Origin of the sequence: Methanobrevibacter sp. (assembly GCF_045114555.1) — an archaeon.
Taxonomy (GTDB): domain Archaea; phylum Methanobacteriota; class Methanobacteria; order Methanobacteriales; family Methanobacteriaceae; genus Methanobrevibacter.
This window is the reverse complement of the sequence record NZ_JBGUKT010000035.1, coordinates 58771-85329: the sequence shown is the minus strand read 5'-3', so window position 1 is coordinate 85329 and position 26559 is coordinate 58771. Positions and strand designations below refer to the sequence as shown.

The window sequence follows — 26559 nt, the reverse complement described above, 5'->3', positions numbered from 1 at the left end:
ATTTATAAGGATTCTTTAGAATATTCTGCTAAAGACTTAAAGACTTTATTGATATTGGGAGTAACTTACTTTTTAAGTTTCCTTTTGCTTCCAATATTCCTGATTTACGGTTATTCATACAGAGTAACCAAAATCTCTGTAGAAGGTATGATTAATGGTAATGATCCATTGCCAGAATTTGATAACATAATTGACATGTTTGTAGATGGTATAAAGGTTGTTCTGGTCTATCTGATTTATGCGCTAGTTCCACTTATAATATTCTTCTTGTTTGCAGCAGTATCCAGCTCAATCGGAGGATATGGTGAATCTGCATTAATGGCAATCGGTGCTGTTATCACTGTTGTGTTAATCTTATTCGCTTATGTTATGAGCATGTTTGGAGTAGCACACATGGCAAATAATGGCGATTCATTATCTAAAGCATTTGATTATAAGGAAATAATTGAAATCATAAAATCTGTTGGTGTTACAAGAAGTTTAGGAGCTTACATTGGTTTAACCATTATTTGTGCAGCAATTTATGCAGTTGTTTTCTTCTTGATCTTATTCGTATTCGGATTCTTCGGAATATTTACTGGAACTTTAGGATTTGCTATGGCAGCTGGCGGAATATTTGTTGCAGGATTCTTTATAGCTTACTTCGTAATGTTGTTTATTGTAGGTCCTTACACCATGATAATGCAATCAAGAGTAAGCGGATTATTATACAATCTTCATTAATTAATTAAAGGCTTTAAAATAAAAAATCTTTAAAATTAAAATTATTAATTTATATTTTATTATTTTCTTTATTGGTGATTTTATGGCTAGTATTACTGATGTAGTTAAAGAAGGATTGAAATATCCTTTTAATGATGGAAAAAAGGTTTTGACTTTAGGTATTATATTCCTTGTTTCAAGTCTTGTCTCATTTGCAATGGAATTTTTGGTCTTTGACAATATGAGGATTTTAGCGAACATGACTCCTGTTGATACAGCTCAAGCAGCATTTTCTGCTATTCCTCCAAGCAGCATGGCTTTGATTGTCTTGTCATGGATTATAACATTCGTATTGATGGTATTCGCTTCAGGATACATTTATGATGTAATTAAATATGGTATAGAAGGAAGATCTGAACTTCCAGAGTTCAGTGACATTAAAGGACTATTAGTGAAAGGTCTTCGTTCATTCGTTGTTGGATTAGCTTATTCCATTTTGCCTATGATTCTTTTCTTCCTTGGATTGATGTTAACTGTAAATGAATCTGTAGGTGCTTCTGTCAATGCAATTGGGGGAATCATATTATTGGTTGCTATCATATTTGCAATATTCGTTTCTTTAGTGAATGTAATGGCATTATGCAATATGGTTGATAAGGATGAATTTGCTGCTGCATTCAGATTTAAGGAAATCTTAGGATTGATAAAGAACTTAGGTTGGGGAAGATTCATAGGAATTTTACTCTTTACTGTTATAGCAGTTATGATTATCTCTGTATTCTGCGGATTTATATTTGGAGCTATTGCTGGAATCATCAGCGTTATAGTGAGTTCTGCATTTGTTATGGCTCTAGTTAATATGATTCTCAATTCCTTGCTTGTCAATCCATATGTCAGCATTGCAATAAGCAGAGTTTATGGATCAATTTACAAAGAAGCAACTAAAACTGAATTAGAAACTATCTAAAATAAGAAAATTAGAAACTATGGGTGATTTAACTAATAATTGTAAAATGGGTGATAAATTGAAAATCGATTCAAAAATTTTAACTGTTTTATCTGCACTCTTTGTCATTGCAATAGCAATTTCAAGTGTTGGTGCAGTTGATTTGGTAAGCAATGGTATAGACAGTTCTAACTTTGCAATAGACATTCCATCAGGCAGTGACTTTTCTGAGGAAGCAACCACTAACTTGAATGTTGGCGATGTGGCTATGAATATGGAAGTCTTTGCAAACCATGGGGAAAATGCAAATGATGTAAATGCTATTGTGTATTTGAAAGATGATTCTAAAGATCAAAGCATCATTTCAGATATGATAAATGATTTGAAAAAGGACGCTCCTATCGTAGAGGAAAATGACAATTATTTCATTGTAGAAACCAAAGATGCAAATAATTGGGATTTCTTTAATCTTGGCATTGGAAATGACATTGACACCATATGGAACTTTGCTACTGGAATCTTTTCAGATGATTCCAATGTGAATGTCACAACTGAAGATGCTGATGTAAAGGTTTCTAAAGATGAGGGAATTCACATAGTTGGTGATGACAACAGCACTGTTTCATTAAGCACTAAAGGATTTGCGGTTTCAGATCCGAATGGGGATGATGTTTCCATTTCAACTGATGGTGTAAATGTCAATGATTCAAAGGGTGAAGGTTCAGTTGATGTCAATTCTTCATTCGATGGAGATATTATTTCAAATGTTGATAATGCAGACTATGCTATTTGCATTGAAAGTCCAGATAACAATCAGGTAATTGTAATTGCTGGTAACGATTTGGAATTATTAAAATCAATTGCAGAAACTGCTTCTTTTACTAATTAAAATCATATTTTTAATTAGTTTTTATTTTTTATTTCTCTTTATTTTTTTCTTTTTTTCATTTTAATTTATTTTCTTATTTTTATTCCAAGTCAATCAGTTCTTCAATTGACTTGTATAACTCTTCCAAAACGGAATAGATTTTATCTCCAATAACTATTTTAGGTTCCATATTCGCTCCATAACTATTGAGCTCTTTGGATTTGCAAATGATCTTTACACTCCAAGTGAATCCTCCCTCTAAAGTGCAGGATTGATATTCCTCTTCAAGATCCCAAAGGCCTATTCTCTCTACATCTTCCCAAAATTGAATCCACTTATCCTTGCTTATTCTGTTTATATCTATCAGTTCTGGATTTGGATTGTTTACCAAAAGGGAATTGTTCAATAGCTTAATGGATTTTGTTCCATTTAAATCGTGCTTGTAATTGATCTCAAATTCTTCTGGAATGTAGTCGATTGTCATGATTTGATTTCCTGAAATCTTCTTATTTTTATTAAAAATATGTTCGTTTAAACTTATATATTATAAAACTAAAAATTAAAATGAATATAGATATTTTTCATATATTTTTGAAAGGTGAGCTTATATGATTCGATTAAATGATTTTTTAGATAGATTATCCATAATTAAGGTTTTATCCTTCTTTTTATTGATTATATTAGTTCTTACCTTAATTCCTATGGTCTCTAAGATTCATTTAGGAAGTTTATTCTTCAAATTCATATTGTATGGAATCATGCTGCTCTTTTTTGCTTATGAATTGAATAAAATTGATTTTAATGAAATCTCATTTAAAGATGCCTTAAGGAATGAATACGATTCAATATTCAAGGTTTCTGACATTTATCATATTTCATTTATTGTAATTGCAAATATCCTATTTGTTTCAGCAATATATTTCATCTTGAGATATTTAAGCCATTTGTCAATAATCAGCTTCAATTCTCCTCTTTTTGGAGATTTCAGAGCATTAAGCATTTCAATATTGGCTCTTTACTTTTTCACTGTAGTTATACTCTCTCCGATTATAGAAGAGCTATTGTTTAGAGGATTATTCTTAAGAAGATTCAATAAGGAATTGAATGTGACATTAGCTATTTTGATCTCTTCAGTGTTGTTTGGTGTTTGCCATAATTTTGGAGGAATTTTAGGTGCTATCCTATTTGGTATTTGCGTTTCAATTCTTTATATAAAGTCTAAAAACATATTGGTGCCTATATTTGCTCACTTTTTGAATAATCTATTATCATTCCTTTTAGCATTAAGTGGAGTTGAATATTTGATTCAGTCCAATTCAATGATAATTATCTTGATAATCATTTTAGCTATTGTTTCTAATTTTGTCTTGTTTAAGGCAATTTTCAGTGAATGGCCTGAAGATATGGAATAATATGATAATTTCTTTTGTTTTTTTCATATTTTTTCCAATTTCTTTTTCATTTATTTTTTTCATTGATTTATATAATCATAAACTTTATATGACTATAAAATATAATTTATGTTATGTTTAGATTTACAGGTAAAGAGATAAGAGATTTAATCATATCCTTTATAGTGATTGCTTTAGGATTTACCATTCTCTACTCCAATGGTGATTACAGCAATATAGGCTTGGTTTTCCCTATAGTTATGATTGGAGTGGGAGCAGGTTTCATTTTCCACGAATTAGGACACAAATTCGTTGCAATGCATTATGGATATTATGCGGAATATGAATTATGGCCTACAGGACTCATTATTGCATTGGTCAGTTCATTCTTTGGATTCATATTTGCAGCTCCTGGAGCAGTTGTTATTTATAGTAATGGTATGGAAAAGAAAACAAATGGTATCATTTCCATTGCAGGACCAATTGTAAATATCATTTTAGGTTTAATCTTCTTCCTTATTTTAGTATCTCTTGGGGATTTCGCATACACTGAAACCGGATATCTTGTCGCATTGACTTGCGTTCTTGGTACAAGAATCAATTTCTTCTTGGCAGCTTTCAACCTATTGCCGATACCTCCTTTAGATGGTTCTAAAGTAATGGCTTGGAGTGTTCCTGTTTGGTTGATAACATTTGCAATCGCTGCACTTTTAGTTTTAATTTTTGGAGGATTTTTATAATTCCTCTAAATTAGAATTTTTAGCATGAAAATTTTATAAACTAAAAGTTTTAATATAAGAAATGATAGAAATAGTTAATACTTATAAAATTTATATTAATATTATAGTGTATTGATATAGTATATTGATGTTTAATTAATTAATCAAATTTAAAATTCAATTAAAAAATTCAAATTTATTCAATTATTTTAACGTGATATTTATGGCAAAAAAAGATAATAAAATTAGCATGCCTATGAGCGGGGCAGGTTTAGTAAGATATTTCGATGACGAAAGTGTAGGTCCAAAAATCGCTCCAGAAATAGTCATCGCACTTAGTGTAATTTTAGGAATCTTCTGTTTCATTTTAAGATTCTCTGTATAAGCAAACTTTTAAAAAAAGTTTGATTGAAATTATTTTCACTAGTTGTGAGTATTTTGCTCTAGCTAGTTTCTTTTTTTAATTAATTTACTTTTATTTTAATTTTAAATTATTTTCATCAATTTTAAATTATTTTTATTCTATTTTTTTAATTATTCTTCATCCCATTTTTTCTAATTTTTTTTAAATTTTCTAAAATTTTTTTCAATTTCCTATTAGTTTTTAAATGCTCTCTTAATATTTTTAAATATGATAAGGAATATAATAATATTAGAGAAAAAATAAGGAAAAAATTAAATTTTTAGTCAAAAATTTTTATCAAATTGTTTGCAAATATTAGTATTATTTTCAGTGATTATAATGGATGATGGAATGGATTATTTTGAAAGATTGGAAAGTGAAACTCTCAAGCTCTATGAGATAGCTAATGAGGCAAGATCAAAAGGGTTTGATGTTGAGTTAGAGACTGAAATTCCATTGGCAAAGGACTTAGCAGAGAGAGTGGAAGGGCTTGTAGGTCCTAAAGGCATTGCAAAGCGTATCAAAGAATTGGAAAAGGATATGTCTAGGGAAGAGGTTGCATTTGAAATTGCTGCTGAAATTGCATCTCAGGAATCAAATGAAACAGGGGCTAAATTAGAGGCTGAAAAACAGGCTTTTGCAGATCAAGGACTCAGAACCGCTTTAGCTATTTTAACAGAAGGGGTTGTAGCAGCTCCTTTGGAAGGGATTTCTGGAGTAAAGATCAAAAGCAATTCTGATGGAAGCAAGTATGTTGCCGTATATTTTGCAGGCCCTATTCGTAGTGCAGGAGGTACTGCAGCTGCTTTATCCGTTCTTTTAGGTGATAAGATACGTGTAGCTACTGGACTTGACATTTATAAGCCTACTGATGATGAGATTGAAAGATATGTGGAAGAAGTGGAGCTTTATGAATCTGAGGTCACTAATTTGCAATACTCTCCAACTCCTGAAGAGGTTAGGTTAGCTGCAAGAAGCATTCCAGTTGAAGTCAGCGGTGAGCCAACAGACCAAGTGGAAGTGTCTCACAGAGACTTGCCTCGTGTAGAAACAAATAACATTAGAGGTGGAGCTCTTCTTGCTATGGTTGAAGGGGTTATTCAGAAATCCAAAAAGATCTTAAAGTATGCTCACACCCTTAAATTAGACAGTTGGGAATTTTTAGCTGAATACGCTAAAGGTGTAGGTTCCTCTAAGGAGGAAGAAAGTTCCCAATCTGATAGTGAAGAAGTCATTGAAGAGATTGATGACAATATAATTGATAAGGATGAACTCTTTGAACATTCCAAATACGCTCATGATATCATTGGTGGAAGGCCTGTTTTAGGTTATCCTTCTGAAAAGGGTGGATTTAGGCTTAGATATGGTCGTTCCAGAAACACGGGTCTTGCAACTATGGGTGTTCATCCTGCAACAATGGAGTTATTGGAATTTTTGGCAGTTGGAACACAGCTTAAAATCGAAAGGCCTGGAAAAGGTAACTGTGTAGTTCCTGTAGATTCCATTGAAGGTCCAACTGTAAAACTGAAATCCGGTGAAGTCCGCAGATTGGATTCAATTGAGGATGCAAGAAAGGTTAAAGGTAAAGTTGTTGAAATCCTTTTCCTCGGAGATATGCTTGTTGCATTTGGTGAATTCCTAAGGAATAACCAGCCAATGTTAGGTGCTTGCTGGTGTGAAGAATGGTGGATTGAAACAATCAGAAATAGCGCAAAATACCAATCATTCACCGATGAGGAAAAAGAGGCATTCAATTTAAATTCATTGCAAACCAAGAAATTCACAGTCGAAGAAGCATTTAAAATCACTGAAGAGTTTAATGTGCCTTTGCATCCTGAATACACTTATTATTATAATGACATCTCCATTAAGGATTTAGTTGATTTAAGCCAGTGGTTGGATACTAAAAGAGACTACTTGGAAAATGGATATCTAAATGGAGAGGATTTAGAACTTGATTTGTCCTATCAAAAAAGAATTTTGGAAGTTATGGGCTTATGCCACAAGCTTCAGGATGGAAAAGTAATAATTGACAAGAATCATGGTTTTAGCTTACTTAAGACAATAAATGGAGATTATTCAAAATATCTCGCTGATGAGTATTACAAGATGAAAGTAGTTGATATCATCAATGAGAATATCGATTTCGAGATAAAGGATAAGGCTCCATGTTATATCGGTACAAGGGTTGGCCGTCCTGAAAAATCCAAGGAAAGATTGATGAGGCCGGCTCCTCATGTCCTCTTCCCTATTGGAAACAATGGTGGAAACAGACGTTTGGTTGCAGAAGCTGCTAAAAAGAAAAAGATTAAAGTGGAATTTGCAAGAAGGGAATGTACAAATCCTGATTGCAGATTAAGTTCATTCCAAGCCATTTGTCCACATTGCGGATCCCCTACTGTCATTGGGAAATCCGGCCAAAAAGATATTAATTTGGCCCATATGCTTTCCAAGGCTTCAAATAATGTGGGAGTTCGTAAAGTCGATGAAGTTAAAGGGGTTGTTGGATTAATTTCTGAAGATAAGCTCCCTGAACCTTTGGAAAAAGGTATCTTAAGGGCTAAAAATAATGTGTTCACATTTAAGGAAGGAACTATCCGTCATGACTCCACTGACTTGCCGCTAACTCACTTTATTCCAAAAGAAATTGGAGTAACAGTTCCTAAATTATTGGAAATGGGGTATACTAAAGACTGCTATGGCGAAGACATTGTTAGTGAAGACCAAATTATTGAACTTAAGGTTCAGGATATTGTAGTTTCCGATAATTGCGGTGAGTATTTGGTAGGTGTAGCTAATTTCGTTGATGATTTGCTTGATAGATATTATGGAATGGAAAGGTTCTATAATGTAAAGGACAAATATGACTTGATTGGGCATCTTATTGCAGGGCTTGCTCCCCACACATCTGCAGGGGTATTGGGTCGTATTGTAGGGTTCACCAAGGCTTTAGGATGTTATGCTCACCCTTATTTCCATTCTGCAAAAAGGAGAAACTGTGACAGTGATGAGGATTCTGTGCTGTTGCTGTTGGATGCATTGATCAATTTCTCAAAATCATACTTGCCAAGCACTCGTGGAGGAAGTATGGATGCTCCTTTGGTTTTATCCACTCGTATAGACCCAGAAGAGATAGATGACGAATCCCATAACCTGGACATCTTTGAAAGATTCCCGCTTGAATTCTTTGAAAGGTCTCAAGAACCTTTAAAGCCTGCTGACATGTTGGATTTGGTGGATAATGTTGCTAAGCATTTAGGTACTGACAGGCAGTATCACGATTTGATGTTTTCACATCACACTTCAAGCATTCATGCAGGGCCAAAAGTTTGCTTATACAAACGTTTAGGATCCATGAAGGAGAAGGTGGAAGCTCAAATCAATTTAGCGGAACTTATCAGGGCAGTTGACCAAAGGGGAGTTGTAGAGGGTGTATTGTCTTCTCACTTCTTGCCGGACATTATGGGAAACTCAAGAGCTTTCTCCAAACAGAAAGTAAGATGTCCTAAATGCGGTGCTAAGTATAGGAGAATGCCTTTAACAGGTAAATGCAAATGTGGTGGAGACTTGATTCTCAGCGTTTCCAAGGGATCTGTAGTCAAGTATCTTGAAATTTCACAGAACCTTGTAAATAGATATCCTGTATCACACTACCTTGAACAAAGATTGGAAATTCAGGAATTTGGTATCAATTCATTATTTGAAAGTGACAAATCCAAGCAAAGTTCCTTAGATGTGTTCTTTGGAAAATAATTGCTTGATTTGTTCGCAATTGGGTAATGGATTATATTGGATTGTTATTTCATTGATTAAGGATAGTATTAGGGTTAATCCCTTAATTTTTTAATTTTTTAAGTATTTTCTTTTTATTGTTTTAAGTATTTTCCATCATCACAATTGTTGCATTATAATTTGTTCGTATAAAAACGAATGATTTATATACATCTTATTACATATATTATTTCGTGAAGTAACTAACTTTTTGTATAGTTACAAACTTTCGTATAATCTCGAATGGATATTATACATGTAAGTACATAATTATTAGTAATCAAATTGAAAGTTTAATCTAAATTTTCATGATTACATTAATTATTAAATTAATTATTTATTATTTGATTTTTATTTTAAATGAAGGTGTTAAAGTGGAAAAAGTCGATAATGTAGAAAACGATATTAGAAGAGCTAAAATCACCGTTAAGAAAAACAACGGTGTTTGTGAAGCTTTCAGTTATGAGAAATTGTTAAAGTCTTTAGTGATGGTAGATGCTCCATACTTTGAATCTGAAAGAATTGTTTCAACTGTTGTTGAAAACTTATACGATGGAATCAGCACTAAAGAGATCAAAAAGATTGTTTACGAATGCTTAGAAGAAGTAGATTCTGAATCAGCTAACAAATACTTAGCAAAAACTACTTTAAAAGTACGTTCTTCAAGAGATAAAATTGAACCATTCGACATGGCAAAAATTGCAAGTACCTTAGTTGAAGAAACTGGTGCTTCCCAAGAAACCGCTTTTGAAATTGCTACTGAAGTTTGGAAAGAACTCAAAAAACTCAATGTCGAATACCTTACTGCTCCTATGATTAGGGAAATCGTAAACACAAAACTTGTTGAATACGGATTAGAAGATTTAAGAAGCAGATACACTCGTTTAGGTATTCCTGTTTACAACATCACTTCCTTAATTGAAAACGGTTCAAGAGACAATGCAAACATGATGCATAACCCTGAATCCATTCACAAGTATGTTGCTGATGAAGCATTAAAACAATATGCTCTCTTACACATGTTACCAGCTCACTTAGCTGATGCACACATGTCTGGTGACATTCACATTCACGACTTGGAATTCTTTGCTGGAAGACCATTGAACTGTCTCCAACATGATATAAGAGCATTCATCAAACATGGTCTTAAAGTAGACGGTACTGGAGATCACACTTCAGTTGCTGCACCTCCTTCCCATATGGAAACCTTGATGAACCATACTGGAGAAATCATGTTAGCAGCACAGCAAAACATGTCTGGTGGACAAGCTATGTCCCTCTGGAACGTATTTGTTGCACCATTTGCAACTGGCAGAAGCTATGATGAAGTAAAACAATCCATTCAAATGTTGGTTTACAACTTGAACATGGCTTATGCAGCAAGAGGTTCCCAAGTTCCATTTACAAGTATGCAATTAGAATTCGGAGTTCCAAAATTCTTGCAAGATGTTACTGCATATGGTCCAAAAGGACAAGTTGTAGGAACTTACGCAGACTTTGAAGATGAAACCAGAATGATCCAAAGAGCATTCACTGAAATCTTGCTTGAAGGAGATTCCGAAGGTAAACCTCACTTATTCCCAAATACAATTTACACTTTACGTGAAGAGACCTTAAAAGGTGACTATGATGATGATTTACGTTTAGTTCATGAACTTTCTGCAAAATACGGTTCATCCTACTTCGTAAACATGTTACCTAAATACAGAGGTCAAATGGCTAACTACATGGGTTGCAGAACCTGTCTCCAAGACACCTGGACCGGTGACTGGGAACAAGACTGTTTAAGAACAGGTAACTTAGCTTACGTAACATTGAACTTACCAAGAATCGGATACCAATCCAGAGATGAAAACGATGTATTCGAATACTTAGACAACTATATGGATTTAGCTGTTGAAACCTTAATGATTAGAAGAAACCAAGGTCTTAACTGTTTAAACAACTTTGATATCTTACCATTCTTAGATCAAAAAGTTGATGGTGAAACCTATTACAGAATCCAAAACGCTACCTTATCCTTTGGTTTCTGTGGTCTTAATGAAATGTTGCTTGCATTATTCGGTGAAGGTATCGAAAACCCAGATGCAAACAAATTCGGTATCAAATGTTTAGAATACATCAATGCAAGAGCAAAATCCTTACAAGAAGAAACTGGACTCAGATGGTCTGTATTGCAAACTCCTGCAGAATCCACTGCATACAGATTTGCAACCTTGGATAAAGAGCAATTCGGAGATAAAGCAATCTTACAAGGGGACAATGGAGCTAACTACTACACTAACTCCTCACACGTACCTGTTAACAGTGACATTTCCTTTGCTGACAAAGTCAAAATTGAAGGCAAATATCACAGCTTAACTCCTGGTGGACACATCTTCCATGCGTTCATGGGTGAATCATACTCTGATCCTGATGCATTAATGAGCTTAACCAATAAGATTGCAAGAAAATCCGATATTGGTTTCTGGGCTTACAGTTCCGCATTCAGTTTCTGTTTACACTGTAAAACCTTAATGAAAGGATTAAGCAACAAATGTCCTTCCTGTGGTGAAACTGCTGATGTAGAATGGTATGACAGAATTACTGGTTACGTACAACAAGTAGGTCATGCTAAATCTGCAAACGGTGGATGGAACGCAGGTAAACGTCAAGAATTAATCGACAGACGTAGATTTGAACAATAAGTTCAATCTACCTAATTGTTGATTCATTGTTGATTGATCATTGAAGTTTAATTTACAATTTATTAATTTATTTTCATAGGCATTGTTTTTTGCCTATTGTTTTTAAATTTAATTTTTATATAGAGCTTGACTCTATTTTTCCACTTAATAGGGTTCTTTAAAAGAATCCTATTTACATCCTTTAATGGCTATTTTTATAAAATTTCTATAAATTTTTAAAAAATTTTCCAAATCTATTTTTTCATATAATTTTTATCATGATTTTTTTGATTAATTCCAAATTTTCGTAATTAATTTTTTATAAGATGATAATAAAAATATATAATATAATAAATTATTAGGATATTTTTATTGGATATTTATATTGAATATTTATTATCAATAGTATCGAATTTATATTAATTTATTACTTCATTATGGCTTTCATATACGGTTTGGAATATAAAACTCATTAAATTGAAAGCAGCTTTTATAATTATTATGGTGAAACAATGAAACATTGGATTGAAAGAATCGCTGATGAATTAAATGAAATGGATGTAGAAAAACATGTCATAGCAAGTGGTACATCTATATCAGGTTCTATACATATTGGAAATTCTTGTGACGTATTTATAGCTAACGCAATAGGAAAAGCTTTAAGAGAATTAGGAAATGATGCAGAAACCATCTGGATTGCAGATGACCATGACCCTCTTAGAAAAGTTCCTTTTCCACTTCCTGAATCTTATGACAAATACCTTGGTATGCCATACTCTATGATTCCATGTCCTGAAGGATGCTGTAAAAACTTTGTGGAACACTTTGAAAAACCATTATTCAAAGTTCTTGATGCTTATGGTATTGAAATAACCCCTAAATCTGGTTTTGAGATGTATAAGGATGGTTCTTATCTTGAATCAATCAGAATATCCCTTGAAAAGCACAATGAGATCAAAGCCATATTTGACCAATACAGAAGAGAGCCACTCGCAGACCACTGGTTACCTTACAACCCAATCTGTGAAAAATGTGGAAGAGTAAACACCACTGAAGCATATGACTTCGATGGTGACATTGTAAAATACAGATGTGAGTGCGGTCACGATGGTGAAATGGACATTAAATCCGGTAACGGTAAACTTACCTGGAGAGTTGAATGGGCAGCAAGATGGAAAATCTTTGGAACCACTTGTGAACCATTTGGAAAAGACCACGCAGCAGCTGGTGGATCTTATGATGTAAGTAGTGTAATCTCTGAAGAGATCTTTGATTACCCAGCACCATATCCAGTTCCATACGAATGGATCACATTGGATGGTGAAGCAATGAGTAAATCTCATGGTGTATTCTTCACTCCAGAACAATGGTTGGAAATCGGACCTGCAGAAAGTCTTAACTATTACTTATTCAGAAGCAAACCAATGAAATCCAAAGACTTCTCTCCAAAAATGCCATGGTTAGACTTTATGGACACCTTTGATAAGGTTGAAAGAGTATTTTACGATGAAGAGGAAGCACCATCTGAAAAAGAAGGCAGAAAATTCAAAAGCATCTACAAAAATGCTCAAATCAATGCTGATGCACCTTTACCATTCAGACCTCCTTTCAGATTCTTGGTAAATGCTTATCAAATTGTTGGAGAAAAGGACCTTGAAAAGATCTTTGGAATTTTGAAAAAGAATTCACAATTAACCAAAAGCTTTAAGGATAAAGACTTCTGTGACTTAAGCGAACTTGAATTGGCTCAATATGATGAAAGAGTGGATAATGTAATTGTTTGGTTAGACAAATATGCTCCTAAATTTGTCAAGTTCCAAGTTCAATACGATTCCATTCCAAAATTGCCTCTTCCAGATGATCAAATTGCATTCTTGAAAGACCTTGCTGATTTGATGGAAGAAAAAGAGTTCTCATCTGCTGAAGAATTGCATGATGCTATGTATGAAGTTTTAGAAAGCCATGGATTGAAACCACAAAAGGCTTTCCAAGCTATCTATAAAATGATTCTTGGCCAAAAACAAGGACCAAGAGCAGCTTCATTCTTACTCTCTTTAGATAAGGACTTTGTAGTTAAAAGGTTAAGACAAGAAGCTTAGACCAAGCTTTTTGACCTTCGGTCAAAAACCTTGACCAAAATTTTTTCCAATAGTTGGGAGTAATTTTCTACTCTCAATATCTACTATTTTTTTTATTTTTTATTTCTCATTTCTTCATTATTTCTAAAATAATCTAAGATTTATTCGTTCGATTATATTCAAACTTTATTTTTAAAAATAGAATTTTATCTAAAAAATAATTAGTCTAAAAGATAGTGTAGTAAATAAAATTTGTAAAAAAAAAGAAAAAAGGATTAATTAATAAAAATTAATCAATCGAAATACAATTATCTGCCTCTGATTTTGCTAAGGAATCCTTTGCTATCTTCTTTAAGTTGTTCAGATAATTGTTGGTTTTTGTTTTTAAGAGAGTTGATTGTTTTGTCTTTTGCATTCATTGCAGTGCTTAACTTATTGTAATCTCTCTGTTTATTATCTAATTTTTCGTTAAGGTTTTTTATTTCCGCTTCTAATTTAGCGATTTTTCCTCCAACTCCTGCTTTTTCTGCTTCATATGCTGCTTGATTGGATTTGATTTTAGCATTAAGTTCAGCTGATTCCGCCTTGAGTTTTGGAATTAGATTTTCTTTCAAGTCATCAATTTCAGCGTTTTTGTCTTTCAATTGATTTTGCTTTCTTTTGATTTCCTTTTCCTTGTTGTCAATGACTCTGTCTTTTGCATCCAATTCCTTGTTCAATTCCTTGATTTCCTTGTTAAGCTCATCAATTATTGATTTTTCATCTTCGCTTAATCCTTCTTCAGATGCAATTTCTGCCTCTTTTTCATTAGCTTTTTCTTCAAGTTCGACAACAAGTTTCTCAATCTCATCCAATCTGACTTTAGCTAATTGAAGACCAGCACCTTTTTTTGTAACGCTTTCACTTAAGTCGGCATTAATTTCAAGTTGATCAAAATATTTCTTTGTGCTTGTTTCCAATGCCTCAGTAAGTTCGGTTTTCAGTGCTTTTAATTCTTTATTCTCCTTTTTCAAATCAGGAATTACTTCATTGGTTAAATGATTCAATTCACTTGCCTGATTTTTAAGTTTCTCATCTTTTTTAGCTAATTTCTCTTTTAAAGTTTCAATTTCTTCTTCGGAAATAAAAACCACCGTCCGCTATCAATTATCCAGTATATTGTCATATATATCAGACAATCAATTATTTTTCATAATTTGTTTACTTGCAAATTTAACCATTATTTTTTTTTAACAGCTAAATTCGTTTAATCGATTATAATATTTTTTAAATACTATACAGTTTTAAATATTATATAGTTATTTTATGATTTTTTCCATTAATAAATGTTTATTAAAATTTATAGATATGAGAACTATAAATTTAGATTATTTTTAGCTTAATGGCGGTTTCATAATCCACTTTTCCGTTAACTTTTAGCTTTTTAGCTTTTTGGAACTGTTTAACTGCTCTTTCAGTATTAAATCCAAATTTTCCATCAATTTTTAAGTAATGGCCCTTATATTTAAGGTAGTATCCATTCTTTTTCAAGGCTCTTTGTATTTTTTTAACAGTTAGAGTATCCTTGCTGCCTCTGCAAACGGTTTTGAAACCATTTTTCACTGTTATTTTCACAGTTTTACTTGATTTCTTATAGATTTTATTTCCGAGATAAATGATGGTAGCTTTATAAGTTCCAACTTCATTATTAATCGCAAAAGTGGCTATTCCTTTGCTATTGGTTTTTGTAGAATAAGTCTTTCCATTAATTTTCAGCTTAATGACTTTTGACTTGAGAGCTTTATTATTGCTATCTAATAATTTCACAGTTAATTTTTTGCCTTTTTTATAGTATTTGATAAGATCTTTAGCGATTATGGAAGTTTTATTCTTTAGGACAGTAATCTTGATGGTCTTCTTATGATTCCTAAAATCACTATCGACAAAATTTATAGCAGCGTCATAAGTTCCAGGATAAAGATTGATTGCTAATTTAGCTATTCCATTGGAATTGGTTTTAATTTTATACTCTTTTCCGGATATGGTAATACTTATTTCCTTATTGGCAAGGGGATTCTTGTTCCCATCTGTCAATTTAATGCTTAAGTCCTTTGTGCTCTTATAATATTTTGTCAAATCATTAGCTGTAAGATTGGATTCATTTTTCATTTTAACCGGAATGGTTAATGTTTGGTTGTTTAACTCTGCATAGACGTATCTTACATTAAGCTCAGGTTTATAATTTAGAATTGCAGTACCATTTTTCATGATTACATTATCAATTGTCTTTCCTGTGCTAGTATAGAATCTTACAGTCAATGGCAAGTTGATGTCTTCATCATAGTCATAAATCTCTTTTGTTTCATTATCAAAATATTGATGTAAGCTAACTGTTAATATATTGCTTTTCTCTTGTTCAATGATTTCATTGCTTGAAGTGAAAGTCATGATTAGCCATTTTGATGCATTTATTTTCCATGCTTCCCAAGCTTCACTATGTGGTGAATAGTAATTGCCTATTTCATTTTGTCCCCACCAGCAGTATAATAAGGAAGCGTTGTCATCCAATGCAACATCCCCATAACGTTTCACACCCATTGTAAGGATGTAATTGTTTACAAGTGCACAATTTTCCATTTTAAGTTCGGTGTCCTTAAAGTTGTTTGAGACTGCAGCATGATTGGTTACATGATTGCCATCAAAGACAGTATTGTAAACTTCAGTTACAACATGCTGTCCACTTGGAGGTGCAAGGATTGCAGCTGCATAAAATCTTGAATATCCATTTATAAACTGGCTGTTGTTGATTATCATATAATTGTGATTGCTTATTGCTCCTCCAGTGTATTCTGTGGTCTGATTAATAAAGCTGCAGTTGTTTATTGTGGTATTTGCTAAGGAGAGTATTGCTCCTGCTGAATATATTGCATAATTTTTAAAGAAGGCTGTGTCTTCTATATTTGCAATTCCTCCACATGCAATGGCTCCACCCACTCCTTTTTCAGCTGTGATATGATTTTCGCTGAAGTAGGACTTTTCAATTTCTGTTATTCCTGATGAGTAGATTGCCCCTCCATATTGGACTGCGCTGTTATTTATTATATTTGATTTAATTATGGTCAATTTTCCATTATTATTGAATATCGCTCCACCATACAGGTCTGCATAGGAATCCTTAATTGTACAATTGATTAAAGTCAATTCACCTCCATTATTGTAAATGGATCCTCCTACTCCTGCACCATCAGCAATAATGTTTCCATTGATTAGGTTTAACCCTATCAATGTTAATTTGGCATCGGAGTTCATTATGAATATTCTAGCGATATTTTTAGCATCAATTATGGTCTTATCTGTCTTACCTTCGATAGTTAATGTTTTATCTATTGTAAGATTGAATCCCTCAAATTCTCCTTCAGATAGATATATTGTTGACCCATTTATGCTATTATCAATTCCTTGTTTAATGGTTTTAAATGGCTTATTTTTGCTTCCATCACCAATTATATCATTTCCATCTGTAGAAACATAGATAGAATTGGAATTGCTCTCTTTAAGTTGATTTAAAGAGGTTTCATCTTGGATACTTTCTGAATTCAGACTTTCAGTTTCAATTGTGTTTGCAATGGCATTGTTTTCTTCACTTGTTTCGATAGTATTGATTATATTATCATCAATATTTTGATTTATATCATTATCAGATAATTCTACTGCACTAATAGAACTTATAAGACAAAATATTGCCATAATAATAAGAAATAATGTTAAAACACTTTTTATTTTATTAATCTTGCTAATAATTTAGCCCCCATTTTATAAAATTTATAATCAAAAATAAATATTATTCACTTCGTGATATAATTCTAATTTTAATGTTTAGTTTTTATATATTTTTCTTTTTAAAAATTGAAATTTAATTAAATTTTTTAATTTACTACAATTTTTTTAATATTTTTAATTTAGTAAAGTTGAAGGCATTTAAAAATATTAGTTTTCAAATGCTATCGCAAGTTAAAATTATTATAAAAATAAAATATTCATTACTAAAATGTTGATGATTTTTTGTTTCGATTCTATCGAAAAATTTTACATACATATGTTAATAAAAATCATTAAATATTGGGAAGTCTAAAATAATATTGTACTAATTTTAGAAAAAAATTTTTCAATTCAATAATATTTTTTGATTGAATTTTTTCTAAATTTAAATCAGTAAATATTATTTAATTTATTAATAAGATGATAATCTGCATTGTTTTTTTAAAATAATCATATTTAATCTTATTTTATCTAAAAAAAGTCATTGATAAAGTTTTTCATGCTTTTTCATTGATTTTTTTATTAACAGTTAAAACGGTTTAAACAGTTAAAAACAAGAGTGAAAGGGTTGTATTTATTTGAGTGTAAAAAAAGATTTATTAGCGGTGGGACATACTGCATTGGATTATATCATCACAGTTGATGAGTTTCCTAAAGCAAATAATTCTGCACCTATGAAAACCATGAAAAACTTGAATGGTGGTGCAGCAGCAAACGTTGCAATGATTGGTGCGACTTTAGGGATGAAAACTGGATTGGTTTCTGCTGTAGGATGTGAATTCATTGATTCTCATTATCACAAGAATATGCAAAAGTTGGGTGTTGACACTGAAGCTTTAATCATATCCCAAGAGGAGAGTACTCCAACAGCATTTGTCATGACAAACAACAATCAAGATCAAATCAGTTATTTCTACTGGGGTGCTGGAAAAGAGTTCCATGACAGTGAAGTTCCAAGAGACAAGATAAAGGAATTTAAGGCGGTTCATTTGGCAACAGGAGATCCTCATTTCAATTGCAAAACAGGAATCGTTGCTAAGGAAGAGGAAAGATTGGTATCCTTCGATCCAGGCCAAGACTTAGGAATGTACAGTCCTAAGAAATTGAAGGAAGTCATCTCTAATGTAAACATCTTATTTGGTAATCATCATGAAATCAAGCGTATTCAAGAGTCAATGAATGTTGATATCAATGGTTTGATGGATTTAGGTCCAGAGGTTGTTCTAATGACCTGTGGTTCTAAAGGAAGTATCATCTATAGTCCTGATGAAGGCAAAATAGAAGTTGAGTCTATTTATAGGCCTGCTGTTGATCCTACTGGTGCAGGAGACTCCTATAAGGCAGGATTCGTTTCTAGACTTATTTATGGCGCTTCATTAGAGGAAGCTGCTAAATTTGCTTCATCCGTTTCATCATTTGTTGTTGAAAAGCAAGGATGTCAAACAAACATGCCTACTTTTGATGATGCATATAATAGAATGATGGATTTCTACAAATAATTCTATTTTTCTATTATTTTTCTTATTTTTCTTTTTATTATCCCTATTTTTTACAATTTTTATTATTTTTCATTATTCTTTTTTCTAAATTTTTTTCTTAATTTTGATTGTTAATTGAATTTTATTTTCTTTATTGTTTTTTGATTTTTAGAATTTTTTAATCAATTTTTAAAAAAACTTAAAATTTAATAAAATGTATTTGATATATATCAAAACTATTTGATAAAAAAGGCTTGTGAGTGCTTTATTTTGTGAATAAAGGTCATATAAAATAGATATCTTTATATTAGATAAAATAATTAAATAAAATCATAAAATCAACTCAAATAGAATTAAATTTAACTTTACTTTAATAAAATATATTTGAATTTAAATTAAACGATTCCTCAACATAATTTAAAGAAATAAAGGATTCTAATAAAAATTTGATTTTATGATAATCTAGCATAATCAAAACAATGGAGATAGATGATGACACAAATAAGCGATGCAAAAAAAGGCATATTAACAGAAGAAATGAAACATGTCGCTAAAATCGAAGGAGTTAGCGAAGATTTTATCTTAAGGTCTGTAGCAAACGGTACTATTGTAATCCCTTCTAATGTAAACAGGGATATTGAAGCAGCAGGTATTGGTGCAGGCCTTAGAACAAAAGTAAATGCAACTGTAGGAACCTCTACAGATATCGTAAACTTTGATGAAGAGGTATATAAAGCACAGATTGCAATTGATCATGGTGCAGACTGTTTGATGGAATTAAGTATCGGTGGAGACTTGGATGTAATAAGAAACAGGGTTTTAGACATGTCCCCACTTCCTGTAGGTTCCGTACCGGTATACCAAGCTGCTATTGAAAGCATAAGAGAGCATGGTTCTGTAATCTATATGGATGAAGATGACTTATTCAACACCATTGAAAAGCAAGCGAAAGACGGTATTGACTTCATGGCTGTTCACAGCAGTATCAACATTGAAACATTGACAAGACTTAAAAGACAAGGCCGTGTAACTGGACTCGTATCCCGTGGAGGATCATTCATGTCCGGTTGGATTGTAGAAAATGAAAAGGAAAACCCATTATACTCTAACTTTGATTATGTATTGGAAATTGCAAAGGAACATGATGTGGTTCTTTCCCTTGCAAATGGTATGAGAGCAGGTTCCATTGCAGACTCTACCGATAGGGCTCAAATCCAAGAATTGATTATTTTAGGAGAATTGATTGACAGATCCCGTGATGCTGGTGTGCAATGTATGATTGAAGGTCCAGGTCACATTCCTATCAATGAGATTCCAACCAATGTAATGATTCAAAAGAAAATGTGTTCCAATGCTCCTTTCTATATGTTAGGACCTATTGTATGTGATGTGGCACCTGGTTACGACCATATCGTTTCCGCAATCGGTGCAGCATCTTCTGCAAAAGCTGGAGCAGACTTCATTTGTTATGTAACTCCTGCAGAACACTTGGCTTTACCATCTCCTGAAGATGTAAAAGAAGGTGTAATTGCAACCAGAATCGGTGCATATGCAGGTGACTTGGCTAGCGGTCAAATCGATGGTTCACAAGACTTGGCTATGGCTGAAGCAAGAAAAAGATTAGATTGGGAAGCTCAATACGAATGTGCAATGTTCCCAGAAGCTGCACGTGCAAAAAGAGATGAAAGACCTCCTGAAGAAGAGGACACTTGTACAATGTGCGGTAACTATTGTGCTGTAAAAATAGTAAATCAATGGTTAGACCAATCTGATTCTGATTTAATAAAATAAGTTGGCATTAAGTTTCATTTAATGAAACTTATTTTCTTTTTTTATTAGCTTTTTATTCTTTTATATATTTTTTATATATTTTTTTATTATTTTTATTTAATATTTATCTGGTTTTCCAAGGTTTCATTGGTATAAATCCTTGTTCCCCTATTTTTATTTGTCCATCAAAAAGTAAATATTCAATCAAATTATAAATGTCATCTTTTGTATCATTTATTTGAACCAAACTTATTACGTGGCGGGTTTCATTTTTTAGGATTTCATTTCCGTTGAAATAGCTTGCATTTAGGAAAGTATAGTATTCATCAGAGTTTCTTACAATCTTGAATGCATCAAATTGTGATTTAACTTCCCTTTCAATGGTGAAATTAATGTTTTCCTGTCTTAAAGTGCTCCACGCTAACCTTTGAGCACTTCCTTTGACTCCAATGAATTTCAATCCTTCCAAATCTTCTATCTTTTCAATTGTTTTTCCATGATTTGGGGAAATCAGTACTAGATGGTCATAGGCAATAGCTGTAAAGTTCAAGTCATTTTCAAAAGCAAGCAATGGGTCGTCCAATGCTAAAATGTCAACCAAATCCTGTTTTGCAAGTTCATATGCACTTTCGTCATCACTGCTGTAAATCAATGTATTGAATGGCAAGTCATAACTTATTGCCTGAAGCAGGCCTGTAATGATGTGGCCTCCGGCGATTATGATCTCTTTTCTATCCTCCAATCGATTTTTGTATTTGTAGTAAATGTCCAGGAGTTCATATCCCTTTTCGCTTAATTCTGAACCGGAACCTACTGTAATGACCAATTTCTCACCAAGTTTGTCCTCAGCATTTTTGATTCTTCTGTTAAGCACAGAATGAGACACTTTCAATTCCTTAGCAGTTTTTCTTTGGGAATATGTTTTTGACAATGATTCCAAGGTTTCAAAGAATTTGTAATTAAATGATATTCCATCTATTTCAATTCCAATTTCAGGTTTAATGGTGTTATTTTCATTATTATCAACATTTTCCTGATTTTGATTTTCACTGCTTGGCATATAATTCCTCTAAAACCCATTTTTATTTTGAAAATATATATTTTCTTTTATTTAAAATATTAAAAAAAGTTTTTGTTTTTAGTACTGATTAATTTTAAATATCTTAATGAATATAATATTATTATCTAATTTCAAAATATTTATTAGTTAAATTTTTGTTTTTTATTTTTCTTTTCATGCTTTTTAAGTTAATTTAATAATTATTGAAATTATGTATTAAGTTTAGGTAGAGATTTAAATGGAGTTTATGTTATCAGCAATTGAGGCAATTTTAGACAATATTCGTGATGCAGAAGAGTATTTAGTTGAAGAGGATATAGCAAATTTTATTGAAATCATTACAACTGCAGACAACATCTTTGTAACTGGTGCAGGCAGATCTGGACTTGCAGCTAAGGCATTTGCAATGAGATTGATGCATTTGGGCTTAAGCTCTTATGTTGTAGGTGAAACCATTTCTCCAGCAATAAATGCAGGAGATTGCATTTTAGCGATTTCAGGTTCTGGAGAAACAAATACCATAGTAACTGCTGCTAGAATTTCTAAAAAAAGAGGAGCAAAAGTATTGGCATTGACCTCTTATCCAGAAAGCAGCTTAGGTCAATTGGCAGATGGTATAATTCATGTTAAAGGTAGAACAAAAGTTGAAGTGGATGATGAAAATTACCTTAAAAGACAAATTAAAGGAAATTATACTTCATTGACTCCTCTTGGAACTGCTTTTGAATTGACTTCATTGGTTTTCCTTGACGGATTGGTTTCTGAATTGATGGAAGCTATGGGAAAAACCGAAGAGGACTTGAAGAATAGACACACTGTTTTAGAATAACTCTAAAATATTTTTTATTTTTATTTTTTTAATATTCTTATTTTTTTTAAAATCTTTTTTTAATTCCTATTTTTTTAACTCTTTATATTTCATATCTCAGATTTTTTAATTAATTTTCTTATTAATTTTTTTATTAATTTTTCCATTTTTTAAGTGTTATTAAACCATTTTATATTCGATTTACAATTCTATTTAAATTTTAATTTAATTTAATATCATTATGAAATGTTTTTCTTAATCGTCAAAGCTTTAATTTACTTATTTTTTTCAAAAAAACCTTATTATAAATATTTTAGAAAATTATTTATATAATTGATATGAAAAATATTTCATGTTTATATATAATTTTTAGGTAATTCTATGGAAAAGAAAACAAAAATAATATTGCTTGTTCTAATTGCATTGGTTATTTGTGGAGTTGCTATCAGCATATTCAGCTCTCCATCTTCAATGAATTCATCAGGTAATCAAACAATAACTGATATGGCAAACAGAACAGTGAACATTCCAAGTGATGTTAATAGGGTAGTTGCTACAAGCCCTCCAATGACTACAATCATGTATATGTTGGCTCCAGATAAGTTAGCTGGTGTAAACTTCCAATGGACTGATGAGGAGCTTAAGTATGTTCCTGATCAATACAAGGAAAAGTTTCCAGTTGTAGGAGGATGGTTTGGAAGCCAAGATGGTAATTATGAGGAGTTCATTGCTTCAGAACCGAATTTGGTTGTAGAAGGCATTGATGAAGGCATGGGCGTTGATTTGTCAACTGTTGAAGAAAGACAAGAGAAATTCGGATCACTTCCTGTTGTTGCTGTAACTGACAATACCAATGTTACAAAGATAGACAATACCATTGAATTTTTAGGAAAGCTGTTAGGTGCAGAAGATAAGGCAAATCAGCTTATTGACTTTAATGATAAGTATTTGGCTGAAGTCCAATCCACTGCAAGTTCCATTCCTGAATCTGAAAGGAAGTCTGTTTATTATGCTTCTGGTGAGGATGGTTTGTCCACTTATGCAAGTGGTGCTTCCCATGGTCAACTAATATCCCTTGTTGGAGGAAAGAATGTGGCTGATACTGAAATTCAAGGCAGTGGAAGTGAATTGACTGTTTCCATTGAACAGGTAATGAAATGGAATCCTGATGTGATAATTGCCACTGATGAAGACTTTTACGGAAACGTTTACAGCGATTCCAAATGGGCCAGTGTAAAGGCAGTAAAGAATCATCAGGTTTATCTTTCACCGCAATCCCCATTCAAATGGTTTGATAGGCCCCCAGGTGCCAATATAATCATTGGTGTTCCTTGGACCGCTAAGGTAATTTATCCTGATAAGTATTCCAACATCAATATGGTGGATGCAACTAAAGAGTTTTACAGCAATTTCTATCACTATGATTTAAGTGATGATGAAGCTAAGGATATTTTAACTTCTTCCGGTCTTAATGAATCAGATTTATAGTTGAATAGTTTAAAGAGAATAGGATTTTCCTATTCTTTTATTAATTTTTTGAATAATTTTAAGGATTTGTATTGATGAGTGAGAATTCTTCTTTAAATATTGATAATTTGGTTATTTACCTTTTACTGATTGCACTTCCAATTTTTTTATTCTTTGTGTCTTTTATGTTAGGTAGATATCCAGTAGCTCCTATAGATGTAATAAAGACTATTTTAAGTCCTATTTTCCCATCTTTAGCTGTATCTCCTGAGCTAAATTCAATAGTTTTCACTATTAGATTGCCCCGTATAATTGCAGCTTTGCTTGTTGGTGCTTGTTTGTCATTAGCAGGAGCTTCATTTCAAGGAATATTCAAGAACCCTCTTGTTTCTCCAGATTTGTTAGGGGTATCTGCTGGAGCGGGTTTTGGTGCAGCTATTGCTATTTTAGCGAATATGGGAAATGCATTGATTCAGTTGTCAGCATTCATATTTGGAATAATCTCTGTATCAATCACCTATGTAATCTCTAAATCATATAGGGCTGGAGGAATTCTTTTGCTTGTTCTTTCAGGTACAGCAGTTTCTGCATTCTTCAATGCTTTGATTTCAGGGACCAAATTCATGGCAGATCCTTATGATAAATTGCCTCAAATCACTTATTGGCTTATGGGCAGTTTATCTGCAGTTAATTTTAATAAATTGTCAATGATTATCATTCCTCTTCTCATTGGCGTAACTGTCATAATGATTTTAAGATGGCATTTGAATGTTCTGTCAATGGGGGATGAAGAGGCCCAATCTCTTGGATTGGACCCTGGAAAATTAAGGTTTATTATTATTGTAGCATGTACTTTAGTTACATCTGCAGCTGTTTCAATCAGTGGAATCATTGGTTGGATTGGACTTGTAGTGCCTCATATGACACGTATCATAGTAGGTCCGGACCATAAGATCTTGCTTCCTGCTTCATTAAGCATTGGTGCAAGTTTCCTGCTTCTGATTGATAACATTTCAAGAACATTCATCTCTATTGAGATTCCAATTGGTATCCTAACAGCAGTTATAGGTGTCCCAATATTCCTCTACTTGCTTAGAAGAGGTTATTCTGAGTGGAATTAATTTTATGTAATCGGTGTTTTCATGGCAAAATTAGTTGAAGTTAAAGATGTTTCCTTTTCTTATGATAAGGATTCTCCAATCGTATTTGAAAACATTAGCTTTTCAATAGAAAAGGGAGATGTCCTATGTATTTTAGGACCAAATGGGACAGGAAAGACCACATTGATTAAAACTTTAAATGGACTGCATAAGGTTAATTCAGGAACAGTTCTCTTAAATGGTGAAAATATTGACAAGCTATCATTTAATGATATTGCAAAGACTGTAGGTTATATCCCTCAGGGGCATATTCCATCTTTTCCTTTCAGTGTCTTTGATGTGGTATTGATGGGTAGGTCTCCATACATTAATTTAACTGCATCTCCTAGAGAAGAAGATAAGGAAATAGCGTTAAATGCACTTAAAACTCTTGGAATTGAAGATTTAAAGGATAAAAGCTATACCAATCTAAGTGGAGGTGAAAGACAGCTTGTATTTTTAGCAAGAGTCTTGGCTCAAGAGCCTGATTTGCTTATATTGGATGAACCAACCAATCACTTGGACTTTGGAAATCAAATCAAGCTTTTAGAAATAATCGAACAGTTGTCTGAACTTGGACTTGCTGTCATAATGTCTTCACATTATCCTGATCATGCATTTTTGGTAGCTACAAAGGTGGCTATAATGAAAGACAAGTCATTCATTGACTTTGGAAATCCTGATGATGTCTTGACTGAAGAGAACTTGAAAAATGCATATGGGATTGATGTTAAGCTTGTTGAATTGGAGAACAATAGAAAGATTTGTGTTCCTCAAAAGACCAATTTGGAATTGGTCTTGAGCAACTATTCAAAGAAATACTCTAAAAAATTATAAATAAAATCATATTCATAAAATCATTTAATATTTTAAATCAATCAAATGAACGAGAAATAATTTAAAAAGGTGAAAAAATGGTAAGTGTTGAAGATTATGAAGAGCAATTGGCAAAAGCTAAGGAATTCCACGGAGAAATCTGTGGTGGAATAGCTATTGGTACCAAGCTTGCAATGTATGGTATGGAATTAATGGGATTTGAATTGAACAAACGTCATAAGAACCTAATTGTATTTTTGGAAATTGACAGATGCATGGCAGATGCAGTTCAATCAGTAACCAAATGTACCATGGGTAAAAGATCCCTAAAGCAAATGTACTATGGTAAGTTTGCAGTGACTTTCTATAATATGGATACTGGTGAAGCCATTAGAGTATCTGATGCAGATGCTAACAAACAGGAAAAGATTAGAGAAACCAGAGATGAAATGATTGAAAGATTCAAAAGAACTCCTGCTGAAGAACTCTTCAATGTGGAAAAGGTTCACGTTGAATTAAAGCCTTCTCAAATGCCTGGTAAACCACACACAAGCACATACTGTTCAATCTGTGGTGAAAAGATCACTGATGGCCGTCACTTGAACCGTGGTGGAAAACCGGTATGCATACCATGTGCTGAAGGGGCATATTACGAGATAATTGATGAATAATAAATGGG

At 32.6% G+C, this 26559-nt stretch carries 20 protein-coding genes; 16 read left to right on the top strand and 4 right to left on the bottom strand.

All coding sequences use genetic code 11. The annotated features are described in order from the left end of the window. The 3 genes from ACJMLB_RS08465 to ACJMLB_RS08455 all read left to right on the top strand — a co-directional run. Positions 1 to 723, top strand: a 723-nt coding sequence (locus ACJMLB_RS08465; protein ID WP_405325344.1) for a DUF4013 domain-containing protein, incomplete at its 5' end; no start/stop codon positions are given. 82 nt (positions 724 to 805) lie between these two features. Further along, positions 806 to 1669 (top strand): DUF4013 domain-containing protein, encoded by an 864-nt coding sequence (locus ACJMLB_RS08460; protein WP_405325341.1) that lies wholly within the window; start codon positions 806 to 808, stop codon positions 1667 to 1669. 58 nt (positions 1670 to 1727) lie between these two features. Beyond that, the gene (locus ACJMLB_RS08455; RefSeq protein ID WP_405325339.1) at positions 1728 to 2537 is read left to right on the top strand and encodes a hypothetical protein; all 810 of its coding nucleotides are present in this window, start codon (positions 1728 to 1730) and stop codon (positions 2535 to 2537) included. Between the two features lie 79 nt (positions 2538 to 2616). On the opposite strand, the gene ACJMLB_RS08450 is transcribed toward ACJMLB_RS08455, so the two are convergent. Then, the gene (locus ACJMLB_RS08450) at positions 2617 to 3000 is read right to left on the bottom strand and encodes a hypothetical protein (RefSeq protein ID WP_405325336.1); all 384 of its coding nucleotides are present in this window, start codon (positions 2998 to 3000) and stop codon (positions 2617 to 2619) included. A 124-nt stretch (positions 3001 to 3124) separates the two neighbouring features. Between ACJMLB_RS08450 and ACJMLB_RS08445 the strand changes: the two genes are divergently transcribed. The 6 genes from ACJMLB_RS08445 (at position 3125) to lysS (ending at position 13565) form a co-directional block, all read left to right on the top strand. Next, positions 3125 to 3928, top strand: coding sequence for a CPBP family intramembrane glutamic endopeptidase (locus tag ACJMLB_RS08445; protein WP_405325333.1), 804 nt, complete (start codon positions 3125 to 3127; stop codon positions 3926 to 3928). A 113-nt stretch (positions 3929 to 4041) separates the two neighbouring features. Further along, entirely contained in the window at positions 4042 to 4647 is a 606-nt protein-coding gene (locus ACJMLB_RS08440; RefSeq protein ID WP_405325330.1) for a site-2 protease family protein, read from the top strand. Positions 4648 to 4849: 202 nt separating this feature from the next. Continuing rightward, the gene (locus ACJMLB_RS08435; RefSeq protein ID WP_295607977.1) at positions 4850 to 5011 is read left to right on the top strand and encodes a preprotein translocase subunit Sec61beta; all 162 of its coding nucleotides are present in this window, start codon (positions 4850 to 4852) and stop codon (positions 5009 to 5011) included. A gap of 357 nt (positions 5012 to 5368) precedes the next feature. After that, a complete protein-coding gene (gene polC / locus ACJMLB_RS08430) occupies positions 5369 to 8782 on the top strand; it encodes a DNA polymerase II large subunit (RefSeq protein ID WP_405325327.1) in 3414 nt (1137 codons plus the stop codon). A gap of 326 nt (positions 8783 to 9108) precedes the next feature. Then, positions 9109 to 11487 carry an anaerobic ribonucleoside-triphosphate reductase gene (nrdD, locus tag ACJMLB_RS08425; protein WP_405325324.1) on the top strand — a complete coding sequence of 793 codons (2379 nt, stop codon included), beginning with the start codon at positions 9109 to 9111 and terminating at the stop codon, positions 11485 to 11487. Between the two features lie 491 nt (positions 11488 to 11978). Beyond that, positions 11979 to 13565, top strand: coding sequence for a lysine--tRNA ligase (gene lysS / locus ACJMLB_RS08420; RefSeq protein ID WP_405325321.1), 1587 nt, complete (start codon positions 11979 to 11981; stop codon positions 13563 to 13565). A gap of 287 nt (positions 13566 to 13852) precedes the next feature. On the opposite strand, the gene ACJMLB_RS08415 is transcribed toward lysS, so the two are convergent. After that, positions 13853 to 14668, bottom strand: coding sequence for an acyltransferase (locus ACJMLB_RS08415; protein WP_405325350.1), 816 nt, complete (start codon positions 14666 to 14668; stop codon positions 13853 to 13855). Positions 14669 to 14906: 238 nt separating this feature from the next. Next, positions 14907 to 17270, bottom strand: a complete 2364-nt coding sequence (locus tag ACJMLB_RS08410; RefSeq protein WP_405325318.1) for a peptidoglycan-binding protein — start codon at positions 17268 to 17270, stop codon at positions 14907 to 14909. 650 nt (positions 17271 to 17920) lie between these two features. Between ACJMLB_RS08410 and ACJMLB_RS08405 the strand changes: the two genes are divergently transcribed. Beyond that, the gene (locus ACJMLB_RS08405) at positions 17921 to 18841 is read left to right on the top strand and encodes a carbohydrate kinase family protein (RefSeq protein WP_405325315.1); all 921 of its coding nucleotides are present in this window, start codon (positions 17921 to 17923) and stop codon (positions 18839 to 18841) included. 471 nt (positions 18842 to 19312) lie between these two features. Further along, positions 19313 to 20611, top strand: coding sequence for a phosphomethylpyrimidine synthase (gene thiC / locus ACJMLB_RS08400; RefSeq protein ID WP_405325312.1), 1299 nt, complete (start codon positions 19313 to 19315; stop codon positions 20609 to 20611). Positions 20612 to 20714: 103 nt separating this feature from the next. Here thiC and ACJMLB_RS08395 read toward each other — a convergent pair whose 3' ends face one another. After that, on the bottom strand, positions 20715 to 21650 hold the full coding sequence (locus ACJMLB_RS08395) for a LysR family transcriptional regulator (RefSeq protein ID WP_405325309.1): 936 nt from the start codon (positions 21648 to 21650) through the stop codon (positions 20715 to 20717). 238 nt (positions 21651 to 21888) lie between these two features. Here ACJMLB_RS08395 and hxlB point away from each other — a divergent pair, with 238 nt between their 5' ends. The 5 genes from hxlB to ACJMLB_RS08370 all read left to right on the top strand — a co-directional run bounded on the left by hxlB (position 21889) and on the right by ACJMLB_RS08370 (position 26551). Beyond that, on the top strand, positions 21889 to 22479 hold the full coding sequence (hxlB, locus tag ACJMLB_RS08390) for a 6-phospho-3-hexuloisomerase (protein ID WP_405289242.1): 591 nt from the start codon (positions 21889 to 21891) through the stop codon (positions 22477 to 22479). Positions 22480 to 22839: 360 nt separating this feature from the next. Continuing rightward, positions 22840 to 23946 (top strand): ABC transporter substrate-binding protein, encoded by a 1107-nt coding sequence (locus ACJMLB_RS08385; RefSeq protein ID WP_405325306.1) that lies wholly within the window; start codon positions 22840 to 22842, stop codon positions 23944 to 23946. Positions 23947 to 24020: 74 nt separating this feature from the next. Continuing rightward, positions 24021 to 25046: an iron ABC transporter permease gene (locus ACJMLB_RS08380; RefSeq protein WP_292787595.1), complete on the top strand. Its 1026-nt coding sequence runs from the start codon at positions 24021 to 24023 to the stop codon at positions 25044 to 25046. 21 nt (positions 25047 to 25067) lie between these two features. Next, positions 25068 to 25901 (top strand): ABC transporter ATP-binding protein, encoded by an 834-nt coding sequence (locus ACJMLB_RS08375; protein ID WP_405325302.1) that lies wholly within the window; start codon positions 25068 to 25070, stop codon positions 25899 to 25901. Positions 25902 to 25978: 77 nt separating this feature from the next. Further along, on the top strand, positions 25979 to 26551 hold the full coding sequence (locus tag ACJMLB_RS08370) for an FmdE family protein (RefSeq protein ID WP_292777702.1): 573 nt from the start codon (positions 25979 to 25981) through the stop codon (positions 26549 to 26551). Positions 26552 to 26559 lie beyond the last annotated feature (8 nt).